The 21,199-nt window shown below is 72.1% G+C and carries 14 protein-coding genes and 4 pseudogenes; 6 read left to right on the top strand and 12 right to left on the bottom strand.

Annotated features, from left to right (window positions below; all coding sequences use genetic code 11):
- Nucleotides 1–479: MarR family winged helix-turn-helix transcriptional regulator (locus SSBG_RS19060; protein ID WP_008747707.1), on the bottom strand; the 479-nt coding region annotated here is incomplete at its 3' end.
- 254 nt (nt 480–733) lie between these two features.
- On the opposite strand from SSBG_RS19060, the gene SSBG_RS19065 reads away from it, so the two are divergent.
- Together SSBG_RS19065 and SSBG_RS19070 are read left to right on the top strand one after the other, a co-directional pair.
- Complete coding sequence (locus tag SSBG_RS19065) at nt 734–1,843, top strand: daunorubicin resistance protein DrrA family ABC transporter ATP-binding protein (protein WP_037870137.1); 1,110 nt, start codon at nt 734–736, stop codon at nt 1,841–1,843.
- A pseudogene (locus SSBG_RS19070) lies at nt 1,840–2,645 on the top strand (ABC transporter permease). Before SSBG_RS19065 ends, SSBG_RS19070 begins: the two are co-directional and overlap by 4 nt.
- An 81-nt stretch (nt 2,646–2,726) precedes the next feature.
- Here SSBG_RS19070 and greA read toward each other — a convergent pair.
- Both greA and SSBG_RS19080 read right to left on the bottom strand, forming a co-directional pair.
- Nucleotides 2,727–3,224, bottom strand: coding sequence for a transcription elongation factor GreA (greA, locus tag SSBG_RS19075; RefSeq protein WP_008747710.1), 498 nt, complete (start codon nt 3,222–3,224; stop codon nt 2,727–2,729).
- A gap of 224 nt (nt 3,225–3,448) precedes the next feature.
- Nucleotides 3,449–3,874 carry a DUF4307 domain-containing protein gene (locus SSBG_RS19080; RefSeq protein WP_008747711.1) on the bottom strand — a complete coding sequence of 142 codons (426 nt, stop codon included), beginning with the start codon at nt 3,872–3,874 and terminating at the stop codon, nt 3,449–3,451.
- 223 nt (nt 3,875–4,097) lie between these two features.
- On the opposite strand from SSBG_RS19080, the gene mca reads away from it, so the two are divergent.
- Together mca and SSBG_RS19090 are read left to right on the top strand one after the other, a co-directional pair.
- Complete coding sequence (mca, locus tag SSBG_RS19085) at nt 4,098–4,979, top strand: mycothiol conjugate amidase Mca (protein WP_008747712.1); 882 nt, start codon at nt 4,098–4,100, stop codon at nt 4,977–4,979.
- Complete coding sequence (locus tag SSBG_RS19090; protein ID WP_234010590.1) at nt 4,980–5,249, top strand: hypothetical protein; 270 nt, start codon at nt 4,980–4,982, stop codon at nt 5,247–5,249.
- Nucleotides 5,250–5,371: 122 nt separating this feature from the next.
- Here SSBG_RS19090 and SSBG_RS35875 read toward each other — a convergent pair.
- The 7 genes and pseudogenes from SSBG_RS35875 to SSBG_RS19120 form a co-directional block, all read right to left on the bottom strand.
- Nucleotides 5,372–8,691 (bottom strand): annotated as a pseudogene (locus SSBG_RS35875) (tetratricopeptide repeat protein).
- A 194-nt stretch (nt 8,692–8,885) separates the two neighbouring features.
- Nucleotides 8,886–9,545, bottom strand: a complete 660-nt coding sequence (locus SSBG_RS19100; RefSeq protein ID WP_037870139.1) for an RraA family protein — start codon at nt 9,543–9,545, stop codon at nt 8,886–8,888.
- Between the two features lie 177 nt (nt 9,546–9,722).
- Nucleotides 9,723–10,637, bottom strand: coding sequence for a transposase family protein (locus SSBG_RS19105; protein WP_008747715.1), 915 nt, complete (start codon nt 10,635–10,637; stop codon nt 9,723–9,725).
- A gap of 127 nt (nt 10,638–10,764) precedes the next feature.
- A pseudogene (locus SSBG_RS36195) lies at nt 10,765–11,375 on the bottom strand (YdeI/OmpD-associated family protein).
- A 1,128-nt stretch (nt 11,376–12,503) separates the two neighbouring features.
- A complete protein-coding gene (locus SSBG_RS34960) occupies nt 12,504–12,731 on the bottom strand; it encodes a hypothetical protein (RefSeq protein ID WP_234010593.1) in 228 nt (75 codons plus the stop codon).
- Between the two features lie 409 nt (nt 12,732–13,140).
- A pseudogene (locus SSBG_RS19115) lies at nt 13,141–14,228 on the bottom strand (IS630 family transposase).
- A gap of 88 nt (nt 14,229–14,316) precedes the next feature.
- The gene (locus tag SSBG_RS19120; RefSeq protein WP_037870141.1) at nt 14,317–14,883 is read right to left on the bottom strand and encodes a Uma2 family endonuclease; all 567 of its coding nucleotides are present in this window, start codon (nt 14,881–14,883) and stop codon (nt 14,317–14,319) included.
- 164 nt (nt 14,884–15,047) lie between these two features.
- Here SSBG_RS19120 and SSBG_RS19125 point away from each other — a divergent pair, with 164 nt between their 5' ends.
- Nucleotides 15,048–17,099 (top strand): thioredoxin domain-containing protein, encoded by a 2,052-nt coding sequence (locus SSBG_RS19125; RefSeq protein ID WP_008747721.1) that lies wholly within the window; start codon nt 15,048–15,050, stop codon nt 17,097–17,099.
- Between the two features lie 89 nt (nt 17,100–17,188).
- Here SSBG_RS19125 and SSBG_RS19130 read toward each other — a convergent pair whose 3' ends face one another.
- Both SSBG_RS19130 and trhA read right to left on the bottom strand, forming a co-directional pair.
- Nucleotides 17,189–17,959 (bottom strand): Mut7-C RNAse domain-containing protein, encoded by a 771-nt coding sequence (locus SSBG_RS19130; protein WP_008747722.1) that lies wholly within the window; start codon nt 17,957–17,959, stop codon nt 17,189–17,191.
- A 134-nt stretch (nt 17,960–18,093) separates the two neighbouring features.
- Nucleotides 18,094–18,819, bottom strand: coding sequence for a PAQR family membrane homeostasis protein TrhA (gene trhA, locus SSBG_RS19135; protein ID WP_008747723.1), 726 nt, complete (start codon nt 18,817–18,819; stop codon nt 18,094–18,096).
- 420 nt (nt 18,820–19,239) lie between these two features.
- Here trhA and SSBG_RS19140 point away from each other — a divergent pair, with 420 nt between their 5' ends.
- Nucleotides 19,240–21,159 (top strand): phosphoenolpyruvate carboxykinase (GTP), encoded by a 1,920-nt coding sequence (locus tag SSBG_RS19140; protein WP_037870142.1) that lies wholly within the window; start codon nt 19,240–19,242, stop codon nt 21,157–21,159.
- The last annotated feature ends 40 nt before the right edge of the window (nt 21,160–21,199 follow it).

The raw sequence follows: 21,199 nt of genomic DNA on the forward strand, positions 1-21,199 counted from the left end.
CCGGGCCCGCCTGGCGGCGCAGTGAGGGCGCCGTTGAAGCGGCCCAGGAGCTCGGTGAACGCCTCGCGGTCCTCGGGGGTCCAGTCCGCCGTCAGCTCGGCCATCAGCGCGCGCCGCGAGGCACGTACCTCCATGAGCCGCGCCTCGCCGCGCGGCGAGAGGCGCAGCACGACGGCGCGCCCGTCCTCGGGGTGCGAGGTGCGCTTGACGAGGCCCGTGTCCACGAGCGGGGCGACCTGGCGGGTCACCGTGGAGGAGTCGATGCCCATGCTCGCGGCGAGCGCCTTGACGCCCATCGGGCCCTCGGAGTCGAGCCGGTTCAGCAGGAGATACGCGGCGCGGTCCATCGAGTTCCGCACCTGCCCCACCCCGCCGAGGCGGGTCTGTTCGGCACGCCGCGCGAAGACCGCGACGGAGTGCTGGAGGGTTTCGAGCAGACCGGATCCGCTCGCGGTCGTCATGTCCGGAGATGTGGGCATGGCCGGGGCTCACTTCACGCTTGGTGGCTGGTTGGGGGACAGCGTACGCGGCCCGGAGCCCACAGGGACCGGGGGTGCGTAAACCAAAGAGAGGTCATTTTTTGCTTACGGGCCCTTGGCCCGGGGTGTCCGCCGGGCAAATCGGTGCATACGGCACGTACCGCTGCCGCCCCCGTTCGCCGCACCCGTCGTGCGGACCTTCGTGCGCCCGGTGATGCTGGGCGAAAGACGGCCCGGAGCAGACGGGGGAGCGTGTGAGCGGAGTCGTGCACGCCGAAGGGCTCGTGAAGACCTTCGGCTCGGTCAGGGCGCTCGACGGCGTCGATCTCGACGTGCCCGAAGGGACTGTACTCGGACTCCTCGGCCCGAACGGCGCCGGGAAGACCACCGCCGTGCAGTGCCTGACGACGCTGCTGCGCCCCGACGCGGGCACGGCGAGCGTCGCGGGCTTCGACGTCGTCCGGCGCCCGAACGACGTGCGCCGCGTCATCGGCCTCTCCGGGCAGTTCGCCGCCGTGGACGAGTACCTGACGGGGCGCGAGAACCTGGAGATGGTCGGCAGGCTCTACCAGCTCAAGGCCAGGCAGGCGAAGACGCGGGCCGCCGAACTCCTCGACCAGTTCCACCTGGCCGGGGCCGCCGACCGCACCGCCAAGACCTACAGCGGCGGGATGCGCCGCCGCCTCGACCTCGCCGCCGCGCTCGTCGTCAGGCCGCCCGTCATGTTCATGGACGAGCCGACGACCGGGCTCGACCCGGCCAACCGGCAGCAGTTGTGGGACGTCATCCAGGACCTCGTCGCGGGCGGCACGACGATGCTCCTCACGACGCAGTACCCGGAGGAGGCCGATCACCTCGCGCACGACATCTGCGTCATCGACCACGGCCGGGTGATCGCGCGCGGCACCTCGGACGAGCTCAAGGCGCGGATCGGCGGGGAGCGCGTGGAGGGCGTCGTGCACGATCCGGCACGGCTCGGGGACGCGACGGACGTCCTCGCGCGGGTGTCCGTCGCGGACGCGGGCGAGGAGCCGGTGAGCCGCGACGAGCACATCCGCCGCCCGACCGTCCCGGTGCGCGGCGGCGCGCGGCTCCTGGCCGAGGTGATCCGCGAACTCGACACGCGCGGCATCGAGATCGACGACATCGGCCTGCGCCGCCCGACCCTGGACGACGTCTTCATCAGCCTGACGGGCCACGTGGCGGAGGGCGAGAAGAGCCCGGGGACGGAGCGCGGCGACGGGGCGGACGGCGGCGGGGCGGACGGCGGCGGGAGCGGGGCGGACGGCGGCAGGGGCCGAGGGTGCGGCGGGGGCGCGGGCGCCGGCGACGGCGCCCCGGACGACAAGGAGCAGACCCGATGAGCGCCGTGTCCGACTCGCTGGTCATCGCCCGGCGGAACCTGATCAGGATGACCCGCATCCCGGAAGTGGTGCTGTTCAACATCATCCAGCCGGTGATGTTCGTGATCCTCTTCACGTACGTCTTCGGCGGCTCGATCAAGATCGGTCCCACCACGACCAGGACGTCTACAAGAACTTCCTGATGGCGGGCATCTTCGCGCAGACCGTCACCTTCGCGACGGCGGGCTCGGCGGCCGGGATCGCGGACGACATGCAGAAGGGCATCGTGGACCGCTTCCGGTCGCTGCCGATGACGCGCGGCTCGGTGCTCACGGGCCGTACGGTCGCGGACCTCGTGCAGACGGCGGTGACCCTCGCGGTGCTCGCGGCGGTCGGCCTCGCCGTGGGGTGGCGGCCCGGCTCCGCCGAGCCGACGAACCTCGGCAAGATCCTCGCCGGTTTCGGGCTGCTGCTCTTCTTCGGCTACGCCTTCACCTGGATCGGCGCGCTCATCGGCCTCTCGGTGCGCACCCCGGAGGCGGCGACCTCCGGCGGCATCATCTGGCTCTTCCCGGTCACCTTCGTGTCGAACGCCTTCGTGGACTCGCGCCAGATGACCCCGTGGCTGCGCCACATCGCCGACTGGAACCCGTTCAGCGCGGCGGTGCAGGCGTGCCGCCAGCTCTTCGGCGACCCCGGGGTCTCGCCCTCGTCCGCCTGGCCGATGCAGCAGCCGGTGTGGGCCTCGCTCCTCTACTCGGCGCTCATCGCCGTGGTCTTCCGCACCCTGGCGGTACGCAAGTTCCACCGGGCCGACGGCTGACCGTCCCCCGCGCACCGCGAAGGCCCGCCCCGGCCGCGGGTCCACAACGGCGGGGCGGGCCTTCGGCGCGCGGGCGGGGACTCAGCCCTGGTACGGCTTGGCGTCGAGAATCTTCACCGACGCCTTCTTGCCGTTGGGCAGCTCGTACTCGGCCGTGTCACCGACCTTCTTGCCGTTGACGCCGGTGCCGAGCGGCGACTGCGGGGAGTAGGTCTCGATGTCGGAGCTGGCGTACTCGCGCGAGGCCATGAGGAAGGTGAGGGTGTCGTCCTCGTCGCCGTCGAAGGCGATCGTGACGACCATGCCCGGCTCCACGATGCCGTCGTCGGCGGGGGCCTCCCCGACCTTGGCGTGCTGGAGCAGCTGCGTGAGCTGGCGGACGCGCAGCTCCTGTTTGCCCTGCTCCTCCTTGGCCGCGTGGTACCCGCCGTTCTCGCGCAGGTCGCCCTCCTCACGCGCTTCCTCGATCTTCTTCGCGATCTCGGTGCGCGCCGGACCAGACAGGTACTCCAGCTCCTCCTTGAGCCGGTTGTACGCCTCCTGGGTCAGCCAGGTGACGTTTTCGCTCGTCTGGGTCACAGGTGCTCCTCGTAGGTACTGGGAATACAAATCAACGCCCTACCAGAAGGATGTTCCTTCACGGACGGGCGAAACCACGAGCCTAACAATTCAGACGCCGGAGCGGGAGGACATTCCCGGGGGACTTGCCTCGCGGGAGCACCCCGCCGAAGGCACCGGCGCGGGCCCGCGCGGGGCCTCACCGGGGCGTGCGCCGGGCGGTCCGCCCGGGGCGGGCGGCGCGCCTAGTCGGCGTGGCAGCCGACCAGCTCGGCGGTGGTGCCGCGCGAGGTGGTGCGGAAGCTGACGACCTTGTCCACGCGCTTCGCGGACTGCTCGAAGCGGAAGTCCGCGCGCCCGACCTCGGCACCGTCCTCGGCCTGCGAGCGCATCGTGCAGGAGCCCTTGGCGCCCTCGTCCTTGCGGACTTCGAGGTGGACCTTCACCTCGTGGTCCGAGACGACGTCGAAGGAGATGACCTCGGCGCTCAGCTTCTGCCCGGCGATGTAGCTCCAGCCGAGCCAGCCCACGACCACGAGGAAGACGACCCCGAGCACGGCGCCGGCGGTCTTGAGCTGCTTGTCGGTGCGCTTGTCGCGCCCGTAGCGGCTCGCGAACGCGCGGGCGGCGTCGGCGTCGGCCTCGGCCGTGCCGGGTGCGGTCGCCGTCATGATCGTCCCTTCGCCCGAGTCCTCGGTGCGTGTCGCCCGTGGCCACCGGTGCGCGCCGCCTCACGTGGCGTGTTCCCGATGCGCGGAAGCCGGAATTTTCCGCTTGCCGGTTCCGTCACTATAGAAGCCCCTGCCCGGCCGGCCGGACCCCGCCCCCAGGCCGCGCGCGGCGGGATCAACGGCAGGATCGCGGTCGTCGCGACGAACACCTGAGGAACGAGTCTTGACTGAGAAGCTGCGCCTGATGGCCGTGCACGCCCACCCCGACGACGAGTCCAGCAAGGGCGCCGCCACGATGGCGAAGTACGTCGCGGAGGGGGTGGACGTGCTCGTCGTCACCTGCACCGGGGGCGAGCGCGGGTCCATCCTCAACCCGAAGCTCCAGGGCGATCCCTACATCGAGGAGAACATCCACGAGGTCCGCAGGAAGGAGATGGACGAGGCCCGCGAGATCCTCGGCGTCCAGCAGACCTGGCTCGGCTACGTCGACTCCGGACTCCCCGAGGGCGACCCGCTGCCGCCGCTCCCGGAGGGCTGCTTCGGGCTCGTGGACGTGGAGGAGGCCGCCGGACGGCTCGTGCGCGAGATCCGTTCCTTCCGGCCGCAGGTCGTCACGACCTACGACGAGAACGGCGGCTACCCGCACCCCGACCACATCATGACCCACCGCGTCAGCATGGCGGCCTTCGAGGGCGCCGCCGACGCGGAGCGCTTCCCGGAGGCGGAGTTCGGGCCCGTCTTCCAGCCCTCGAAGCTCTACTACAACCAGGGCTTCAACCGGCAGCGCACGGTCGCGCTGCACGAGGCGCTGCTCGCGCGCGGCCTGGAGTCCCCGTACGGCGACTGGCTCAAGCGCTGGGAGGAGTCGGAGCGCACGGAACGCACCCTGACCACCTTCGTCCCGGCCGCCGACTACTTCGAGATCCGCGACAAGGCGCTCATCGCGCACGCCACGCAGATCGACCCCGACGGCGGCTGGTTCCGCATCCCGATGGAGATCCAGAAGGAGGTCTGGCCGACCGAGGACTTCGAACTCGCGAAGTCTCTGGTCGAAACGTCCCTCCCCGAGGACGACCTCTTTGCGGGCATCCGTGACAATGGCTGAATGAGCGGAAGCGCGAGCGCAGGCCAGGCCATGATCCACTTCGTCCCCCTCGCCGAGGTCGACGCCGACAAGGTGACCCCCGGTCTCCTCGGGTTCGTCGTCTTCGCGGTCATGGCGGTGGGCGTCTGGGCCCTGATGAAGTCCATGAGCCGGCACATGCGGAAGGTCGACTTCAAGGAGCCGGAGGACCCCTCGGCGCCGGAGCACGACCCGGCGGAATCGCACGACCCGGCGGAATCGCCGACGGCGACCCCGGGCCCCCGGGGCTGATCCCGGCCCGTTCCGGCTCCACGCCGTCCGGCTCCCGCCCGTCCGGCTCCACCCCGCGAGGCGAGGTGGGGCCGGAGGGCGAGCCGGACGACGGGCCGGAGGGCGTGTTCCCGCGTCCCCTCTCACCACCCCGCCCGCTCCACCTCCACCCCCATGACCTCCCGCGCGTGCCGCCCCGGGATCATGCCGAGGCGCCAGCCCTGCCAGCCGTCCTCCGGGGACCGCGCCCCGGCCGAGGAGGAGCCGGTAGCCCTCGATGTAGCCGCCCAGCGCCTCGTCGCGGGCCGGGTGCGCCGCCGCCGCGAGCGCGGTCAGCTCCTCCTCGGCCACCACCGCGCCCACCTCGAACCCGCCCGCCGACGCGTACGGCAGCAGCGAGGCGCGCAGGAAGCGCGCCCAGTCCCCGCCCCTGCGGTCCCCGCACGAGCCGAAGAGCCGGTCCGCCTCCCCGGTCAGCTCCACCGCCTGCGCGAGCCGCGCGTTCCCCGCGTCCACGACGGCCAGTTCGAGGCACGTCCACGCCTCCCCGTGCGCGAGTTCCATGCGCCGGAAGTCGGCGCGCGCGTCCACGAGGAGCTGGCGCGCGAAGCCGCTGTTGCGCAGCGAGCCCGTGCGCGCCGCCCGGTGGTCGCGGGTGAGGCGCGCCGAGTGGTGCCGGGCGCAGGCGAGCCCGTACACGTCCCGCATCCGCGAGAACATCGTGCGCGCCCGCTCCAGCTCGCGCAGCGCCGGGTCCCCGACGCCCTCCGCGTCGAGCGCCCGCCCCAGGTAGTACCGCGTCCACGCCTCACCGCGCGCGTCCTCGTTCTCGCGGTGCCGGCTCAACGCGGCCCGCAGCCCCTCGACGGCCGCCGCCGAGTCCGCCGCGACGAGTTCGCCGCGCGCGAGCTGGGTCAGCGCCCACGCCTCGCCGCGACCGTCCCGCGTCCGCCCGTACAGCTCCAGCGCCTCCCGGAGCGCGTCCGCGGCACGGCCCGGCTCGTCCTGTCGCAGCCACACCTGCCCCAACTGGTAGTGCGCCCAGGCCAGTCCGTGCACCGACTCGTTCTCGTGGTGCAGGGCGAGCGATTCCCGCAGCAGCGTCAGCGCCTCGCCCGGACGCCCCCGGTCGCGCTCCACGGCGGCGAGCGCGTGCAGCGTCCAGCCCCGGTCGCCGCCGAGCGCCGCGCCGCTCTGGAGAGCCGCCGCCTCGCGCAGCTTCTCCGTAGCCTCGGGCAGCCGCCCCTGGTGGTGCAGGGTGATGCCGAGCGAAGCGAGCGCCCGCGCGGTGCCGGGCTCGTGGTGCGCCTCGCGGTAGAGGTCCACGACGGACGCCAGGGTCGTACGGGCCGTGTCCAGCTCGCCGAGCTGCCGCGCCGCGATGCCCTTGCGCCACTGCACCGAGCGCCCGAGCAGCCCCTTGTCCACCGCCTCGGTCAACTCGCTGATCTCGCCCAGGCGGTAGAGGTCCCCTGCGCAGCAGGCAGTAGTCGCACAGCGCCCCGAGCAGATCGAGCACCGCGCGCTGATCGACGCCCTCCGCCTTCCGCAACGCCGCCGTGATGAAGCTGGATTCCTCGTCCAGCCACCGCAACGCCGCCTCCAGCGAGGCGAATCCGCGCGGACCCGGCGCCCCCACCCGCGTGGACGTCTTGCCGTTTACGAGCCGGATCACGGCGTCCGCCAGCTCGCCGTACTCGACGATCAGCCGCTCCAGCGCGGCCACCCGCTCCGCCGCCGCCTCCTCGTCCACGAGCCGCGTGCGCGCGAAGGCCCGCACGAGGTCGTGCAGCCGGTACCTGTCCCCACGCACGTGATCGACCAGCCCGGCCGCCGCGAGCTCGCCGAGCAGCCGCGTCGCCGTCCCCTCCGGTACGTCGAGCAACGCCGCCGTCCCCTCCGGTACGTCGAGCAACGCCGCCGCCGCCCCGGCGCCGAGCGAGGCCCGCCCGGCCAGCGCGAGCCGCGGCAACAGCCGTTGCCCTTCCGGCGCGAGATCCGTGTACCGCAGCCACAGCGCCCGCTCCACGGGGGCGACGGGGCCGTACGCGGCCAGATCGGCGGCGAGGCCGCGCGGGCCGCGCGCCCCGAGCGCCGAGCCCGCGAGCCGCAGCGCGAGCGGCAGCCCGCCGCACAACTCCCCGATCTCGTCCATCGCTTCGGCGTCGTACGGGCCCGGGAGCGGCCCCGCGCTCGCCCGCACGACCTCCTCGGCACCCGCCGCTTCGAGCGCGCCCACCGGGACCTGGTGCACCCAGGCGCCCTCCTCTTCGGCCTCGGCGGAGGCGGCACCGGAGCCGGGACCGGTCAGCTCCAGCGGCCCGCGTGCCGTCACCAGGACGAGGCTGTCGGAGTGCTCCGGCAGCAGGGCCCGCACCTGCGCCGCGTCCGAGGCGTCGTCCAGGATCACCGTGACCGGCAGCCCGCGCAGATGCCGGCGGTACAACTCCGTGAGTTTCCGGACCTGTTGCCCGGAGGAGCTGCGGTCGCGGAAGAGCAGTTGCTCGCGCGGGGCGCCGAGCCGGTTGAGCAGGTGCATCAGCGCGTCGCGGGTCGGCAGCGGCGGGGTGTCCGGACTGCCGCCGCGCAGGTCCACGACACAGGCGCCCTTGAACTGGTCCCGCAGCGTGTGCGCGGTGCGCACCGCGAGCGTCGTCCGGCCCGAGCCCGGCTCCCCGTGCAGCACCACGACGACCGGACGCGTCCGCGTCGCCGCCCGCGCGGAGCGCACGAGCCGCGCGATCTCCGCGAGTTCGTCCCGCCGCCCGGCGAACACCCCCTCCGGCTGCGGGAGATGGGCGAAGGACTGCTCCAGCACGGAACGCCGCCGCGCCGCCGCCCCGCGATCCGCCGTCCGGGCGAGCCCGGTACGCCGCCCCGTGCCCCGGTCGCCCGTGCGCGACGCCACGCTCCGCGCGAGGAGCCGCTGCTGGTCGAGGTACGGGCGGATGCCCCGTACCTCCAGGGCCGTGAGCCACTGCAAGCGCGCCTGGTCGAGCCCGCCGGGCTGGCCCAGGGCCCCGGCCCGGTGGTGCGCGGCCGGCCAGTACCCCGCCGTCGCCTTCACGAACGTCGTCGCCGCGCCCGCGACGGCGACCGTGGCCCCGGCCCCGACCGCGGCGCTGACCCCCGTGCCCAGCACGACGTCCGCGACGAAGGCGGCGGCCGTCGCCGTCGCCGTGACGAGCAGCGGACCGCCGAGCGTGCGGGGCGAGAACGCCGTGGAGATGCTGACCGCGCCCGCCGCCGCCTCGTCGAGCGCCGCCGTGTACGCCGCGTACTCCTCCGCCGCCGGGGCCGCCCACTCGTCCAGGGCCGCCCGCGCCCGCCCGAGCAGCACGCCCGCGTCGAGCTTCCCGCCGCCGCGCCGCACCTCCTCGTCCACGGAACGCGTCAACAGCCGCTCCGCCTCCGCCCGGTGCTCGGCCCGCAAGCCCACGCGCCCCGCCAACTCCTGCGCCATATCAGCCCCTTCCCGTCCCCCGTGTCTCCCCGGGACCCCTACCACGGTCGTCGCACACAGATGCGGAAACGGTTCCCAGAACTGGCGCCCTTCGCACTTCCGGCGCGCGGGGAGGGGGCTTTGGGACGGTACGGGGGGAGGGGGCGGGCGGGGCCCGGACGCGTACGGGCCGTTCCCCGGCGGGCTGTCGCGCCTCAGCCGATGTACCCCGCGGCGTGCAGCGCGGCCTCGACCTTGGCGCGGTGCCGCGCCTCCCAGTCGTCCAGCGACTGCGACTCCTCCCCGGCCAGCCGCTCCCGGGCCGTCCGCAGCACCTCCTCGGCGCGCCCGGCGGGGGTCACGACGACGCCCTCCTCGTCCGCGACGACGAAGTCCCCGGCCCCTACGCCCGCGCCCCCGCACCGCACCCGCTCGCCCAGCGAGCCGAGCCCCTTCTTCGTCCCCGGCACCGGCACGATCCCCCGCGCGTACACGGGGAACCCGGCCGCGCGCACCTCGCCGAGATCGCGGATCACGCCGTCCACGACGAACCCGGCGATCCCGCGCCGCTGGGCCACGGCGCACACGTTCCCGCCCGCGAGCGCGTACTCCAGGTCCCCGGACTCCACGACGACGACCGAGCCGGGCGCGGCCCGGTAGATCGCCGCGTGCAGCATGAGGTTGTCCCCCGGCACGCACCGCACGGTGTACGCGGGCCCCGCGAGCCGGGGCCCCGGCCCCCACAGGGGCCGTATCCCGAGATCCATGACCTGCCCCCCGCCCAGCACCTCGGCGAGGGTGGTGGACGGCACCTCCCCGAAGCGGGCGGCCCGCCCGGCCGCCTCGGCGCCCCCGGGCTCCACGAGGTCACTCATGCGTGTACTCCTTTTCTCGCCGCGCTCCGCCTCCCGCCGCGATCCGGACGGATCATGCCACCGACGCGAGCGGAGGCAAGCCGAGGCCGAAGCAGCCCCTCCCGCCCGGGGGGACGACCCCTAACGAGTTGGTGCGTGATAGGGGGTGAGGTGTGTTTGCCCTGCTCACGGCCGTTTTCAGATGCTGGTGTTGCGGTCGGAGACGAGGCCGGCGATGGCGCGGTAGGTGTCGGGCAGGCGGTCGCGGCGATGTGTCCAGCGGGTCAGTTGCTTCCAGCGTTTGTGATCAGCGAGGGCGTGTTCGACGGTGATGCGGTCGGACGAGTGGCCGTGGCGGTCGCGTCCCCGTTGTTCGACTCTGTCGGGCAGTGCTCCCGGCCGGGGTTTTCTCGGCGGCGTGATCGCCTGCCCGCGATGGTCGCGGCTCAGCCCCAGGTAGCCGTCGTCCAACAGGACCTCGACGTCGGGGAAGTGCTGGAAGCAGATGGCGATGCCTTCGTCGCGGGCGGCGGTGGCGTCGTGCATACGCCCAGGTCGTAGGGCATCGGTCCATAACGTGCGGCCCCGCCAGTCGGCGATCACGGTGGCCTTCATCGTGTTCTGCTTCTTCTTGCCCGAGACGAATGCGCGCCGGCCGCCGCGGCCGGCCGGTGGCCGGCGGACCTGGATCTCGGTGGCGTCCAGACGCAGCTCGACACCTTCGGCCTGCGCGTAGGCAAACACATCCGCCGGAGTCCGAAGCCGCAGGCCGGGACGGTCGGGAACCGCGCACCCCCGCTCCGCCAAGAGCGTGCGCACCTCTCCGATCGCCCGGGTGACCGTGGATCGGTCGACACCTGACAGCAGCCCCAGCACCGAGTGCGGCAGGTCGTGCCGCAGGTGGATGAGTGTGGCCACCAACCGGTCGACGAACACCAGCTGATGGCGGGCGCCGGCGCCTTCGGCCCGCCTGCGGGCCCCGCCTCGCACAGCATGGCGGCGACCCTCGACCCCGGCCTGCCACGGCTCGGCCAACTCTTCGACCAAGCACGCAAGATGACGCCGGGAGAGCCCCGTGAACAGTCGATGCGCCAGCACCGCCCGATTGACCATGATCGCCACAGCGGGATCATGCCATCCACGTGGCACGACACCTCACCCGCTATCACGCACCAACTCGTAAGCGCCGTGTCGCCCCCGCCCCATCCCCCCATCCCCGCCCGTCGCGGGGCGGGGCCCGTCAGAGATGCAGCTTCTTCCCCTCGGCGAGCAGGGCGACGAACTTCTCGATGCGCGCGGCGCGGGTCTGCGGCCGCTTGGCGTCCTCGACCCGGTAGATCATCGTGAAGCGGTTGCGGCTGTCGAGCGTGCCGAAGGACTCGGCGGCGGCCGGTACGGCGTCCAGCGCGGCCCGGAAGTCAGGGGGCACGACGGCCTTGCCGGGGCTCGCGTACGCCGCCGCCCATCTGCCGTCCGCCTTGGCCCGCTCCACCTCGGCGAGCCCCGGCGCGCGTACCCGCCCCGCCTCGATGAGCCGCGTCACCTTGTCCCGGTTCACCTGCGACCACCTGCTGGTGGGACGGCGCGGGCTGAGCTGGTGGGACGGCGCGGGCTGAAACGTTGCAGCCAGTACCGCTCGTCCAGTTTCTTCTTGTGCCCGTCGATCCAGCCGAAACAGAGCGCCGAATCGAGGGCGGTGGCGTAGTCGATCCCGGCCAGCCCGGACCCCTTCTTGGGAAGCTTGACCCACACCCCCGCCGCCTGCCCATGATGCCGCCCCAGCCACTCCTCCCAGTCCGCCTGCGTGGGAAATTCGATCACGGGTTCCTGCGCACTCACCGCTTCAGCCATGACCGCCATCCAAGGCCCCCCACCCTGCCCGGTCAACCACGGAATGCCGCCCCCGGCGCGCGAGCCGCCGGGCCGGACGAGGGCGGGGGCGCCGGGCGGCCGGCGCCGGGCCGGAGGGGGATCCGCTGCCGGGCCGTCGCCCCAGGTAGAACATCCGAAGCCGGTCGGCGACGTGCGGAAGCGCGCCGCCCGCCACGCGGGGACTCGCCTCCCGGCGATCCGCGGGCGCATCGGCGTTTCCCGGTTTCTGCCGCGGAGTCCTGCCTCTCGAAGGGGCGGCAAGCCGTCCGCAGGCGACGCCCCTTGCGCCCGAGCGCGACGGGAACCGAGCCCCTGCGTCCGGGTGGCCCCGCGAGGGGGACTCAGGCCGCGAGCCGACTGTTGTCGAGGCAAAGGATCGGTCAGCGTTCATACCGGGCGGGCTGAGGTGTTCGGGGCGGTGGCTTGACCGGCGTCGAGAGAGACGCGCGGGAGCGGGGCCGGCTCCAGGTCGTGACGTGCTTCGGGATCAGCGGGAAGAACCGGGAGGCCGCTGCCATGCTGCGGGTCCCGGAACGGTCGGTGGAAGTTGGCGACGTCAATGGCGCGAGGAAGGCCGTGTCGGAGTGGCCTCAACGGGATCACCTGATCGACCTCGACCATCTGACGCGCAGATGCCCGGGGTGGAGCAGGAGTCGGAGCGTGGCCCGCCGACACTCGGGTGGGGCCGACCAGAGGGGGACGCCGGCCCGCGAGAAGACGGTGATCGGCTGGCTGTTCCCACCTCTCTTGCGCCGTGGAGGATACGTGGTCCATCATCCGCGCTGTTTCGAGTCCCGCACACGGTTGCATCCCCTGGCACGACAACGCGCCCAAACTCGCTGGTGCCCTGGGTGTCCTGCTCGGCCATCCAGCAGGCTGCGAAGTCACCTTCGAGCCGAGCGGGCCACAAGAAAACCGAAGCGCATTGCGGCCTCGCCCTGGTAGTCGTGCTACGGACGCTCCAGCCACCCCGGATCATCGATGTTGCACGGCAACGTCAGCAGATCGGCTTGATTGTCGGTCATGCGCTTGTCTTGGCGCAGCAGCCGTCCTGTGACTTGCAGAAGAGGTGCCGTTGCACGGCGCACGGGGGGCCCAATTCCCATCCTACTTCTTGATTTTCCTCGAAAGAAGCAACGTCAACTGCTGGGAGCGAATCCGGCGTGAGCCGAGGTCAGAGGAGTTCCGAACACCCGATGTGTACGCTTCGATGATTTTCTCGACTTCCTCGTCCGACATGTCGACACTGATCGCCAGTGATTCCAGAAGGCTTTCGGTTTCTCCGTTCTCGCCATTTCGCTTCCTTGCCGACACTGCACGCTGAAACAGGTCCAAGAGCTCTCGAACCTGCGCTCTCTGGAAAGGGTCGAATCACCTTCAATTATTTCTTGAAGTTCCCCCCATGCTTTATCGAAAAGTTCCGATGATATTATTGCGATGTCCAAATCGGAACCTTCGTGGAACTTTCTAAAGTTCTTCTTCGGGTTCATTGAGTAGCCCAGTCGGGCGCTTCCGGCCAGCTGCACAGCCATCGGGTCCACGCCTAGTTCGGTTGCCACAAGATGTCGCCACTTGATGTAGCTCAGTTCTTGGGGCCACACTGCGGGTGTGCCGTCGAAAAGCCGGGCGGTTGCGAAGTGGTCGACTTCCTGCCCGAGGGAGCTGAACTCTTTCCAGAAATCGGATAGTCCGGAAACCTCGTCCATCGCGTCCCCCCTGTGGGTGTCGAGCTGACCGGGTATGCCTAGTGTCCTGAGTCGTTAATTCGTGTGCAGTATGCGGCGAGGGTGTCGAGGATGTCGTCGGCGGTCTTCGTCCAGATGAACGGCTTGGGGTTCTTGTTCCACTCGTTGATCCAGCCGCGGATGTCGCGTTCGAGTTCGACGACGCTGCGGTGGGCCGAGCGGCGGAGTTTGCGGCAGGTCAGTTCGGCGAACCAGCGCTCGACGAGGTTGAGCCATGAGGCCAAGGTGGGGGTGAAGTGCAAGTGGAAGCGGGGGTGTCGGAGCAGCCACTTCTTGACCGGCTCGGTCTTGTGGGTGGCGTAGTTGTCCAGGATCAGGTGGAGTTCGAGGTTCTTGGGGACGGCGGCGTCGATGACCTTCAGGAAGCGGAGGAACTCCTGGTGGCGGTGGTGGCGGTAGTGCTGGGCGATGACCGAGCCGGAGGCGATGTCCAGGGCCGCGAACAGGCTGGTCGTGCCGTGCCGGACGTAGTCGTGGGTCATCTTCGCCGGCGTGGCCGGGGCCATCGGCAGCACTGGCTGGGTCCGGTCCAGGGCCTGTATCTGCGACTTCTCGTCCACCGCCAGGACCAGCGCGTTCTCGGGCGGCGACAGTAAATACCCACCACATCACGCACCTTGGTCACGAACTGCGGGTCGGTCGACAGCTTCCAGGTCTCCACGATGTGCGGCTTGAGGCCGAACGCCCGCCAGATCCGCGAGACGGCCGACTGCGACATTCCTGCCGCCTCGGCCATCGAACGCGTCGACCAGTGCGAATCACCTGCTGGTGGGCTCTGGCCCAGTGTCCTGGAAACCATGGCCTCGACCTGCTCGTCCGTAATCCTCTGCGGCGCCCCCGAACGGGGCCGGTCCACCAGGCCCTCCAGCCGGTCCGCGGCGAACCGGGCCCGCCACTTGCGCACCGTCTCCCGCGAGACACCGAGATCCTGCGCGACCTTCGCGTTCGGCCGGCCCTCCGCGCACGCCAGCACGATCCTCGACCGCAGCACCAACGCCTGAGACGCCGTCTGCTTGCGCAACCAGCCCCGCAGCACCCGGCATTCGTGATCGGACAACTCCAGCGACAGCGGCTTCGGACCAGGCATCAACCCACTCTATAACCACCCGCAGACTTACGACTCAGGACACTAGTGGCCGTTTCGTCCGTGACGGTGCCTGTGCGGATGCTGGCCGTTAGACGGCGCCCAAGTCCACAGTGATGAAAAAGGGAACGCTGGCCTTTATCGTGCCGGTGAACATCTCGCTGTCCCGGTAGGCCTTGGTGGCGGGGTCGAGGACGTAGGTATAGACGATCGGGACGCCGGTGGCGGCCTGCTCGATGCGCCAGTAGAAGGGGATGCCGGCTTTGGCGTACTGGTCCACCTTCACGATCCGGTCCGTCGTCTCCGAGCCCGGCGACACGACCTCGACTACAAGGAGTACGTGCTCGGGGCGGGTGGGCGTGAGGTCGATGGTTTCTGCCCGGTAGACGGTGACGTCCGGGCGGCGGTTGGTGAGGGGGACGTCCTGTAGGCGGACGTCGAAGTCCGTGTCCGCGTTCCAGTCCGGGCCTGCTGCCGCGTCCAGGGCGTTGGCCAGGATGCGGGCCAGCCGGTTGTGGCGCTTGGAAGCGCTCGGGCTCACGACGACCATCCCGTCCACGATCTCGATGCCGGCGCACTGCTTCTCTGACCAGGAGTCGTACTGCTCCGCGCTGATCTGCGTATGCATCCACGCGGGCGCCACCATCTCGGCGGTCATGGTGTACCTCCTTGGAGGGGCCTCGGCAGGTCCGGCACTGCTGCGCTCAGCCTACTGTTCCGAGGTGCTGGGATGTGCGGCTCGGAAAAGAATGGTGCCGCCCGGTGGGACGGGCTTGGCAGCGTTTCGCCGGTCGTGGTGGGCGCTGTGAGAGGCTGGGGCGCATGAACCGGTTGGCTGGTGCGACCTCGCCTTATCTGCTTCAGCACGCTGACAATCCGGTCGACTGGTGGCCCTGGTCTCCGGAGGCGTTCGAGGAGGCGGCGCGGCGGGATGTGCCCGTGCTGTTGTCGGTCGGGTACTCGGCGTGCCACTGGTGCCATGTCATGGCGCGGGAGTCGTTCGAGGACGTGGGGACTGCCGCGTACGTCAATGAGCACTTCGTCGCCGTCAAGGTGGACCGTGAGGAACGGCCCGATGTCGATGCCGTTTACATGGAGGCGGTGCAGGCGGCGACCGGGCAGGGTGGGTGGCCCATGACGGTGTTCCTCACGCCCGGGGGTGAGCCGTTCTACTTCGGTACGTACTTCCCGCCCCGGCCGCTGCACGGCACGCCCGCCTTCCGGCAGGTGCTCGAAGGGGTGCGGGCGGCCTGGGCCGACCGGCGGGCGGAGGTCGACGAGGTGGCCGCGCGCGTCACGGCGGACCTCACGGGACGCGGGCTGGGGCTGCCCGACGGTGCCGCGCCGCCCGGCGCCGACGCGCTCGGCGCGGCTCTGCTCGGCCTCACCCGGGACTACGACTCACGGCACGGCGGCTTCGGCGGCGCGCCCAAGTTCCCCCCGGTCATGGTCCTGGAGTTCCTGCTCCGCCACCACGCCCGCACCGGCGCCGAGGGCGCGCTCCAGATGGCCGCCGACACCGCCGAGCACATGGCGCGCGGCGGTATCTACGACCAGCTCGGCGGCGGCTTCGCCCGTTACGCGGTGGACCGCGAGTGGACCGTGCCGCACTTCGAGAAGATGCTCTCCGACAACGCCCTCCTGTGCCGCTTCTACGCCCACCTGTGGCGGGCCACCGGTTCGGCCCTCGCGCGGCGCGTCGCCCTGGAGACCGCCGACTTCCTCGTGCGCGAACTCCGCACCCCCGAGGGCGGTTTCGCCTCCGCGCTCGACGCGGACAGCGACGACGGCACCGGCCGCCACGTCGAGGGCGCCTCCTACGTGTGGACCCCGGAGCAACTGCGCGAAGTACTCGGCGAGGCGGACGCCGCCCTCGCCGCCGCCCACTACGGCGTCACCCCCGAGGGCACCTTCGAGCACGGCAGCTCCGTGCTGAGGCTGCCCCGCACGGACGGCTTCGACAGCCCGCCCGTCGACGCCGCCCGCCTCGACCGCATCCGGCGCGCCCTGCTCGCCGCGCGCGAGGAACGCCCCGCGCCGGGCCGGGACGACAAGGTCGTCGCCGCCTGGAACGGCCTCGTGATCGCCGCGCTCGCCGAGACGGGCGCCTACTTCGGCCGCCCCGATCTCGTGGCGGCGGCGACCGGCGCGGCCGACCTCCTCGTCCGCGTCCACCTCGACACCCGCGGCCACCTCACCCGTACGTCCCGCGACGGACGCCCCGGCGGGAACGCGGGCGTCCTGGAGGACTACGCCGACGTCGCCGAAGGCTTCCTCACCCTCGCCTCCGTCACCGGCGAGGGTGTGTGGACGGACTTCGCCGGGCTGCTGCTCGACCAAGTCCTCGCCCGCTTCCGCGACGACACCGGAGCCCTGTACGACACGGCCGCCGACGCCGAGGCGCTGATCCACCGTCCCCAGGACCCCACCGACAACGCCACCCCCTCCGGCTGGAACGCGGCGGCCGGCGCCCTCCTCACCTACGCCGCCCTGACCGGCTCGACCGCGCACCGCGCCGCCGCCGAGCAGGCCCTTTCGGTCGTCGCCGCGCTGGCGCCCCGCGCCCCCCGCTTCGTCGGCCACGGCCTCGCGGTCGCCGAGGCCCTCCTCGCGGGCCCCTACGAGGTCGCCGTGGTCGGCGCCCCCGAGGACCCCCGCACGCGCGCCCTCCATTGCGCCGCCCTGCTCGCCACTTCCCCCGGCGCGGTCGTCGCCGCCGGGCCCCCTTCCGCCGAGCCGGAGTTCCCCCTGCTCGCCGACCGCCCCCTGGTCGAGGGCGCACCGGCCGCCTACCTGTGCCGGGGCTTCGTCTGCGACCGTCCCGAAACGGACCCGGACGAGGTCGCCAGGCGGCTGGGCAGCCGCGGGGCGTAGCCCCCGCGGGCCGCCCAGGACGGGCCTCACCCACCACCCGGCGTGGTCGCGGACGGCGAGGGCGGACGGGGTGGGGGCAGGGGGTGGGGTCAGGGGGTCGCCCCCGCCCCCGCCCCCGGCGCCGCCTCCGCCCCCGCCTCCGCCTCCGCCTCCGGCTCCTGGCCGACCGTCTCCAGTGCCTCCGCGACGACGCGGGCCAGGCGGTCGTGGTGGGCGCCGCGCCAGTAGACCTGTCCGCAGGCGGGGCAGTCCGCGTAGACGTCGTAGGTGGCGCGGGTGCCGGCGGCGACGCGGTCGGCCACGTCCGCCGGGGTGGCCGACCGCAGGGGGGTGTTGCAGGCGGTGCAGCGGGTCCACGGGCGCAGGTGGGGGCGGAACCTCTCCAGGACGTCGGTGAGCTGTTCCTCCGGGCGGTGGCTGTACACGTACGCACGGCGGTGCAGCAGTCCTCGGTCGCGGCTCAGCAGTACCCGGTGTTCGGCCGCCGAGCGGGCGGCGAGTGCCGGGTCGCCCGGGTCCTCCGGCTGGTAGGCGCTGTCCACCCCGAGCAGGCGCAGCCGGCGCGCGAGCGTGCCGAGGTGGACGTCGAGGAGGAAGCGGAGCGGGGCGCCCGGTACCCGCTGGGGGCGGTCGACGGGGGCGACCGAGACGTGCTCGCCGCCCGCCGGTATGAGGGAGAACGGCACGGGCGTCCCGTCGCGGGTGAGACCGCCCACCTCGGTGAGCGGCACGCCGAGGGACTGCACGAGGTGCCCCAGCGTGGAGACGCCGTCCGCGCGCGACGGCAGGGTCAGGCGCCCCCGCGGGAGGAAGGTCTCCAAGGCGGGCGCGAAGGTGAGGACGAGGCCGGTTCCGTTCACGCCCACAGACTCGCACGGGCTCCGGACGGGTTGCCGGACTTTGTCCACAGGCGCTGTGGCTCGTCAGCTCGTCAGCTCGTCAGCTCCTCGGCTCCTCGGCTCGTACACATCGCACGCCCGGAGCCCCCCCCGCCTCACCCGTGCTGGTACGCCACCAGCGAGATCCCCACGTAGTGCACGACGAAGGCCGCGAGCGTCAGGGAGTGGAAGACCTCGTGGAAGCCGAACCAGCGGGGGGAGGGGTTGGGGCGCTTCATGCCGTAGATCACGCCGCCCGCGCTGTAGAGCAGCCCGCCGACGAGGACGAGGACGAGGACGGCGACGCCGCCCGCGCGCATGAAGTCCGGCAGGAAGAAGACCGCGGCCCAGCCCATCGCGATGTAGCACGGCGTGTACAGCCAGCGCGGGGCGCCCACCCAGAAGACCCGGAAGACGATACCGGCCGCCGCCGCCGCCCAGACCGCCCACAGCAGCCACGTGCCCTTGCCGTCGGGCAGCAGGAGCAGCGTCAGCGGCGTGTAGGTGCCCGCGATGATCAGGAAGATGTTGGCGTGGTCGAGCCTGCGCAGCACCGCTCCGGCGCGCGGCCCCCAGTTCCCCCGGTGGTAGAGCGCGCTCACGCCGAAGAGCAGGCACGCCGTCAGGACGTAGATCGCGCAGGCCACCCGGCCGCGGCCGGAGTCGGCGAAGGCGGTCAGGACGAGACCGGCGATCACCACCGCCGGGAACATCCCCGCGTGCAGCCAGCCGCGCATCCGCGGTTTGACCAGGGGCGGGAGGCCGAGGGCGGAGGGCGCGCCGGTGGCCTCCGCCGTCCCCGAGGGGCCGGGGGCGGGCGTGGAGTCGTGCGTCGTGGTCATCTGCCGCATGTCCTTCGAGCCGGTGTACGGAGGAGGAGGGGTGTCCGCGTGTCCGTGCCGCGTGCGCGAACCGGTGGGGCCGGGGGAGTGGGGAGCGGGGGCGGGTCGGGGGGCCTCGGCGGCCCGCCCGGCGGGTCGGGGGGAGCCTGCGTCGCGACACGAGCGGGCGCGGTCATGTCGGCATCGTAGCGAGGCCGGGTGAACCCCGGTGTCCCGCCTGCTCAGGGACGTGCGACAGCTCCCGCCCCCCTTGCCGTGTCCCGCGTCACTCCGCTCACATGGGCGGTGCCCTGGACAGATGGGCGCGAAAGGCGCAGGATCATATGAGTGCGGTCGGCACCGGATGAGCGGCTACGAGAGCGTCCGGGCCGCGGCCCCCACGGGGCAGACAGTCCTCCCACCCTCGCTTAGGAGCAATTCGTGGCGCGCGACATCGCGGCTCCCCCGTCCTCCGACACTTCCGGCACGGCCACCGGCATCCCTCACCCCGGTAGCGCCGGGACCGCCGAGACCGCCGGCGCGACCCCGCCCGGGGCCCCGCCGGCCCGGCACGCCGGGCTGCGCGTTTGGGTCGCGGAGATCGCCGCCCTCACCGAGCCGGACGAGGTGGTGTGGTGCGACGGCTCCGAGGCGGAGTACGACCGGCTCGCCGCCGAGCTCGTGCGCAAGGGCACCTTCCGCAAGCTCGACCCGGCGCTCCGCCCGAACTCGTACTACGCCGCCTCGGACCCCTCCGACGTCGCACGCGTCGAGGACCGGACGTTCATCTGCTCCGCGAAGGAGGCGGACGCGGGCCCCACGAACCACTGGCAGGACCCGGCCGTCATGCGCGAGACCTTCCAGGGCGCGGACGGGCGCGGCGGCGTCTTCCGGGGCGCGATGCGCGGACGCACGATGTACGTCGTGCCGTTCTGCATGGGGCCGCTCGGCTCGCCGCTCTCCGCGATCGGTGTCGAGCTGACCGACTCCGCGTACGTCGCGGCCTCGATGCGCACCATGACCCGCATGGGGCAGGCCGTGCTCGACGAACTCGGCGAGGACGGCTTCTTCGTCAAGGCCGTGCACAGCGTCGGCGCCCCGCTCGCGCCCGGCGAGGCGGACGTGCCCTGGCCCTGCAACCCCACCAAGTACATCTCGCACTTCCCCGAGGACCGCGAGATCTGGTCGTACGGCTCCGGCTACGGCGGCAACGCGCTGCTCGGCAAGAAGTGCTACGCGCTGCGCATCGCCTCCGTCATGGCGCGTGACGAGGGCTGGCTCGCCGAGCACATGCTGATCCTCAAGCTCACGCCGCCGCGCGGGGAGTCGAAGTACGTGGCCGCGGCCTTCCCGAGCGCGTGCGGGAAGACGAACCTCGCGATGCTGGAGCCGACCGTCGAGGGCTGGACCGTCGAGACCATCGGCGACGACATCGCCTGGATGCGGTTCGGCGAGGACGGCAGGCTCTACGCGATCAACCCCGAGGCCGGTTTCTTCGGCGTGGCCCCCGGCACCGGCGAGCACACCAACGCCAACGCCATGAAGACGCTGTGGGGCAACGCCGTCTTCACCAACGTCGCGCTCACCGACGACGGCGACGTGTGGTGGGAGGGCATGACCGAGGAGCCGCCCGCGCACCTCACCGACTGGCGCGGCGCGGACTGGACGCCCGCGAGCGGCACGCCCGCCGCGCACCCCAACGCGCGCTTCACCGTGCCCGCCGCGCAGTGCCCGATCATCGCGCCGGAGTGGGAGGACCCGAAGGGCGTGCCGATCTCGGCGATCCTCTTCGGCGGGCGCCGCGCGAGCGCCGTACCGCTCGTCACCGAGTCCTTCGACTGGAACCACGGCGTCTTCCTCGGCGCCAACGTGGCGAGCGAGAAGACCGCCGCCGCCGAGGGCAAGGTCGGCGAGCTGCGCCGCGACCCCTTCGCCATGCTGCCGTTCTGCGGCTACAACATGGGCGACTACATGGGGCACTGGATCGACGTCGCCAAGGGCAGGGACCCGGAGAAGCTGCCGAGGATCTACTACGTCAACTGGTTCCGCAAGGACAGCGGCGGGCGCTTCGTGTGGCCCGGGTTCGGTGAGAACAGCCGTGTCCTGAAATGGATCGTGGACCGGCTCGACGGCCGCGCCGAGGGCGTCGAGAGCCCCATAGGCGTGCTGCCCGCGAAGGGCGCCCTGGACACCGAGGGCCTCGGCCTCTCCGACTCCGACCTCGACTTCCTCCTCACGGTCGACAAGGACGTGTGGCGCGAGGAGGCCGCGCTCGTCCCCGAGCACCTCAACACCTTCGGGCACCACACCCCGAAGGAGCTGTGGGACGAGTACCGGGCCCTGGTGCGACGCCTCGGCTGACCGCACCGCCGCCACGCGGGCCGGACCCCGGGTCCGGCGG

Origin of the sequence: Streptomyces sp. SPB074, from assembly GCF_000154905.1 — a bacterium.
Taxonomy (GTDB): Bacteria; Actinomycetota; Actinomycetes; order Streptomycetales; family Streptomycetaceae; genus Streptomyces.

What these genes read in the sequence shown, in the direction of transcription:
- SSBG_RS19080 (WP_008747711.1), bottom strand. Translation starts at nt 3,874, where the DNA reads ATGACGGCGACCGCACCCGGCACGGCCGAGGCCGACGCCGACGCCGCC.
- SSBG_RS19090 (WP_234010590.1), top strand. Translation starts at nt 4,980, where the DNA reads ATGAGCGGAAGCGCGAGCGCAGGCCAGGCCATGATCCACTTCGTCCCC.
- SSBG_RS19100 (WP_037870139.1), bottom strand. Translation starts at nt 9,545, where the DNA reads ATGAGTGACCTCGTGGAGCCCGGGGGCGCCGAGGCGGCCGGGCGGGCC.
- SSBG_RS19105 (WP_008747715.1), bottom strand. Translation starts at nt 10,637, where the DNA reads ATGGTCAATCGGGCGGTGCTGGCGCATCGACTGTTCACGGGGCTCTCC.
- SSBG_RS19120 (WP_037870141.1), bottom strand. Translation starts at nt 14,883, where the DNA reads ATGACCGCCGAGATGGTGGCGCCCGCGTGGATGCATACGCAGATCAGC.
- SSBG_RS19125 (WP_008747721.1), top strand. Translation starts at nt 15,048, where the DNA reads ATGAACCGGTTGGCTGGTGCGACCTCGCCTTATCTGCTTCAGCACGCT.
- trhA (WP_008747723.1), bottom strand. Translation starts at nt 18,819, where the DNA reads ATGACCACGACGCACGACTCCACGCCCGCCCCCGGCCCCTCGGGGACG.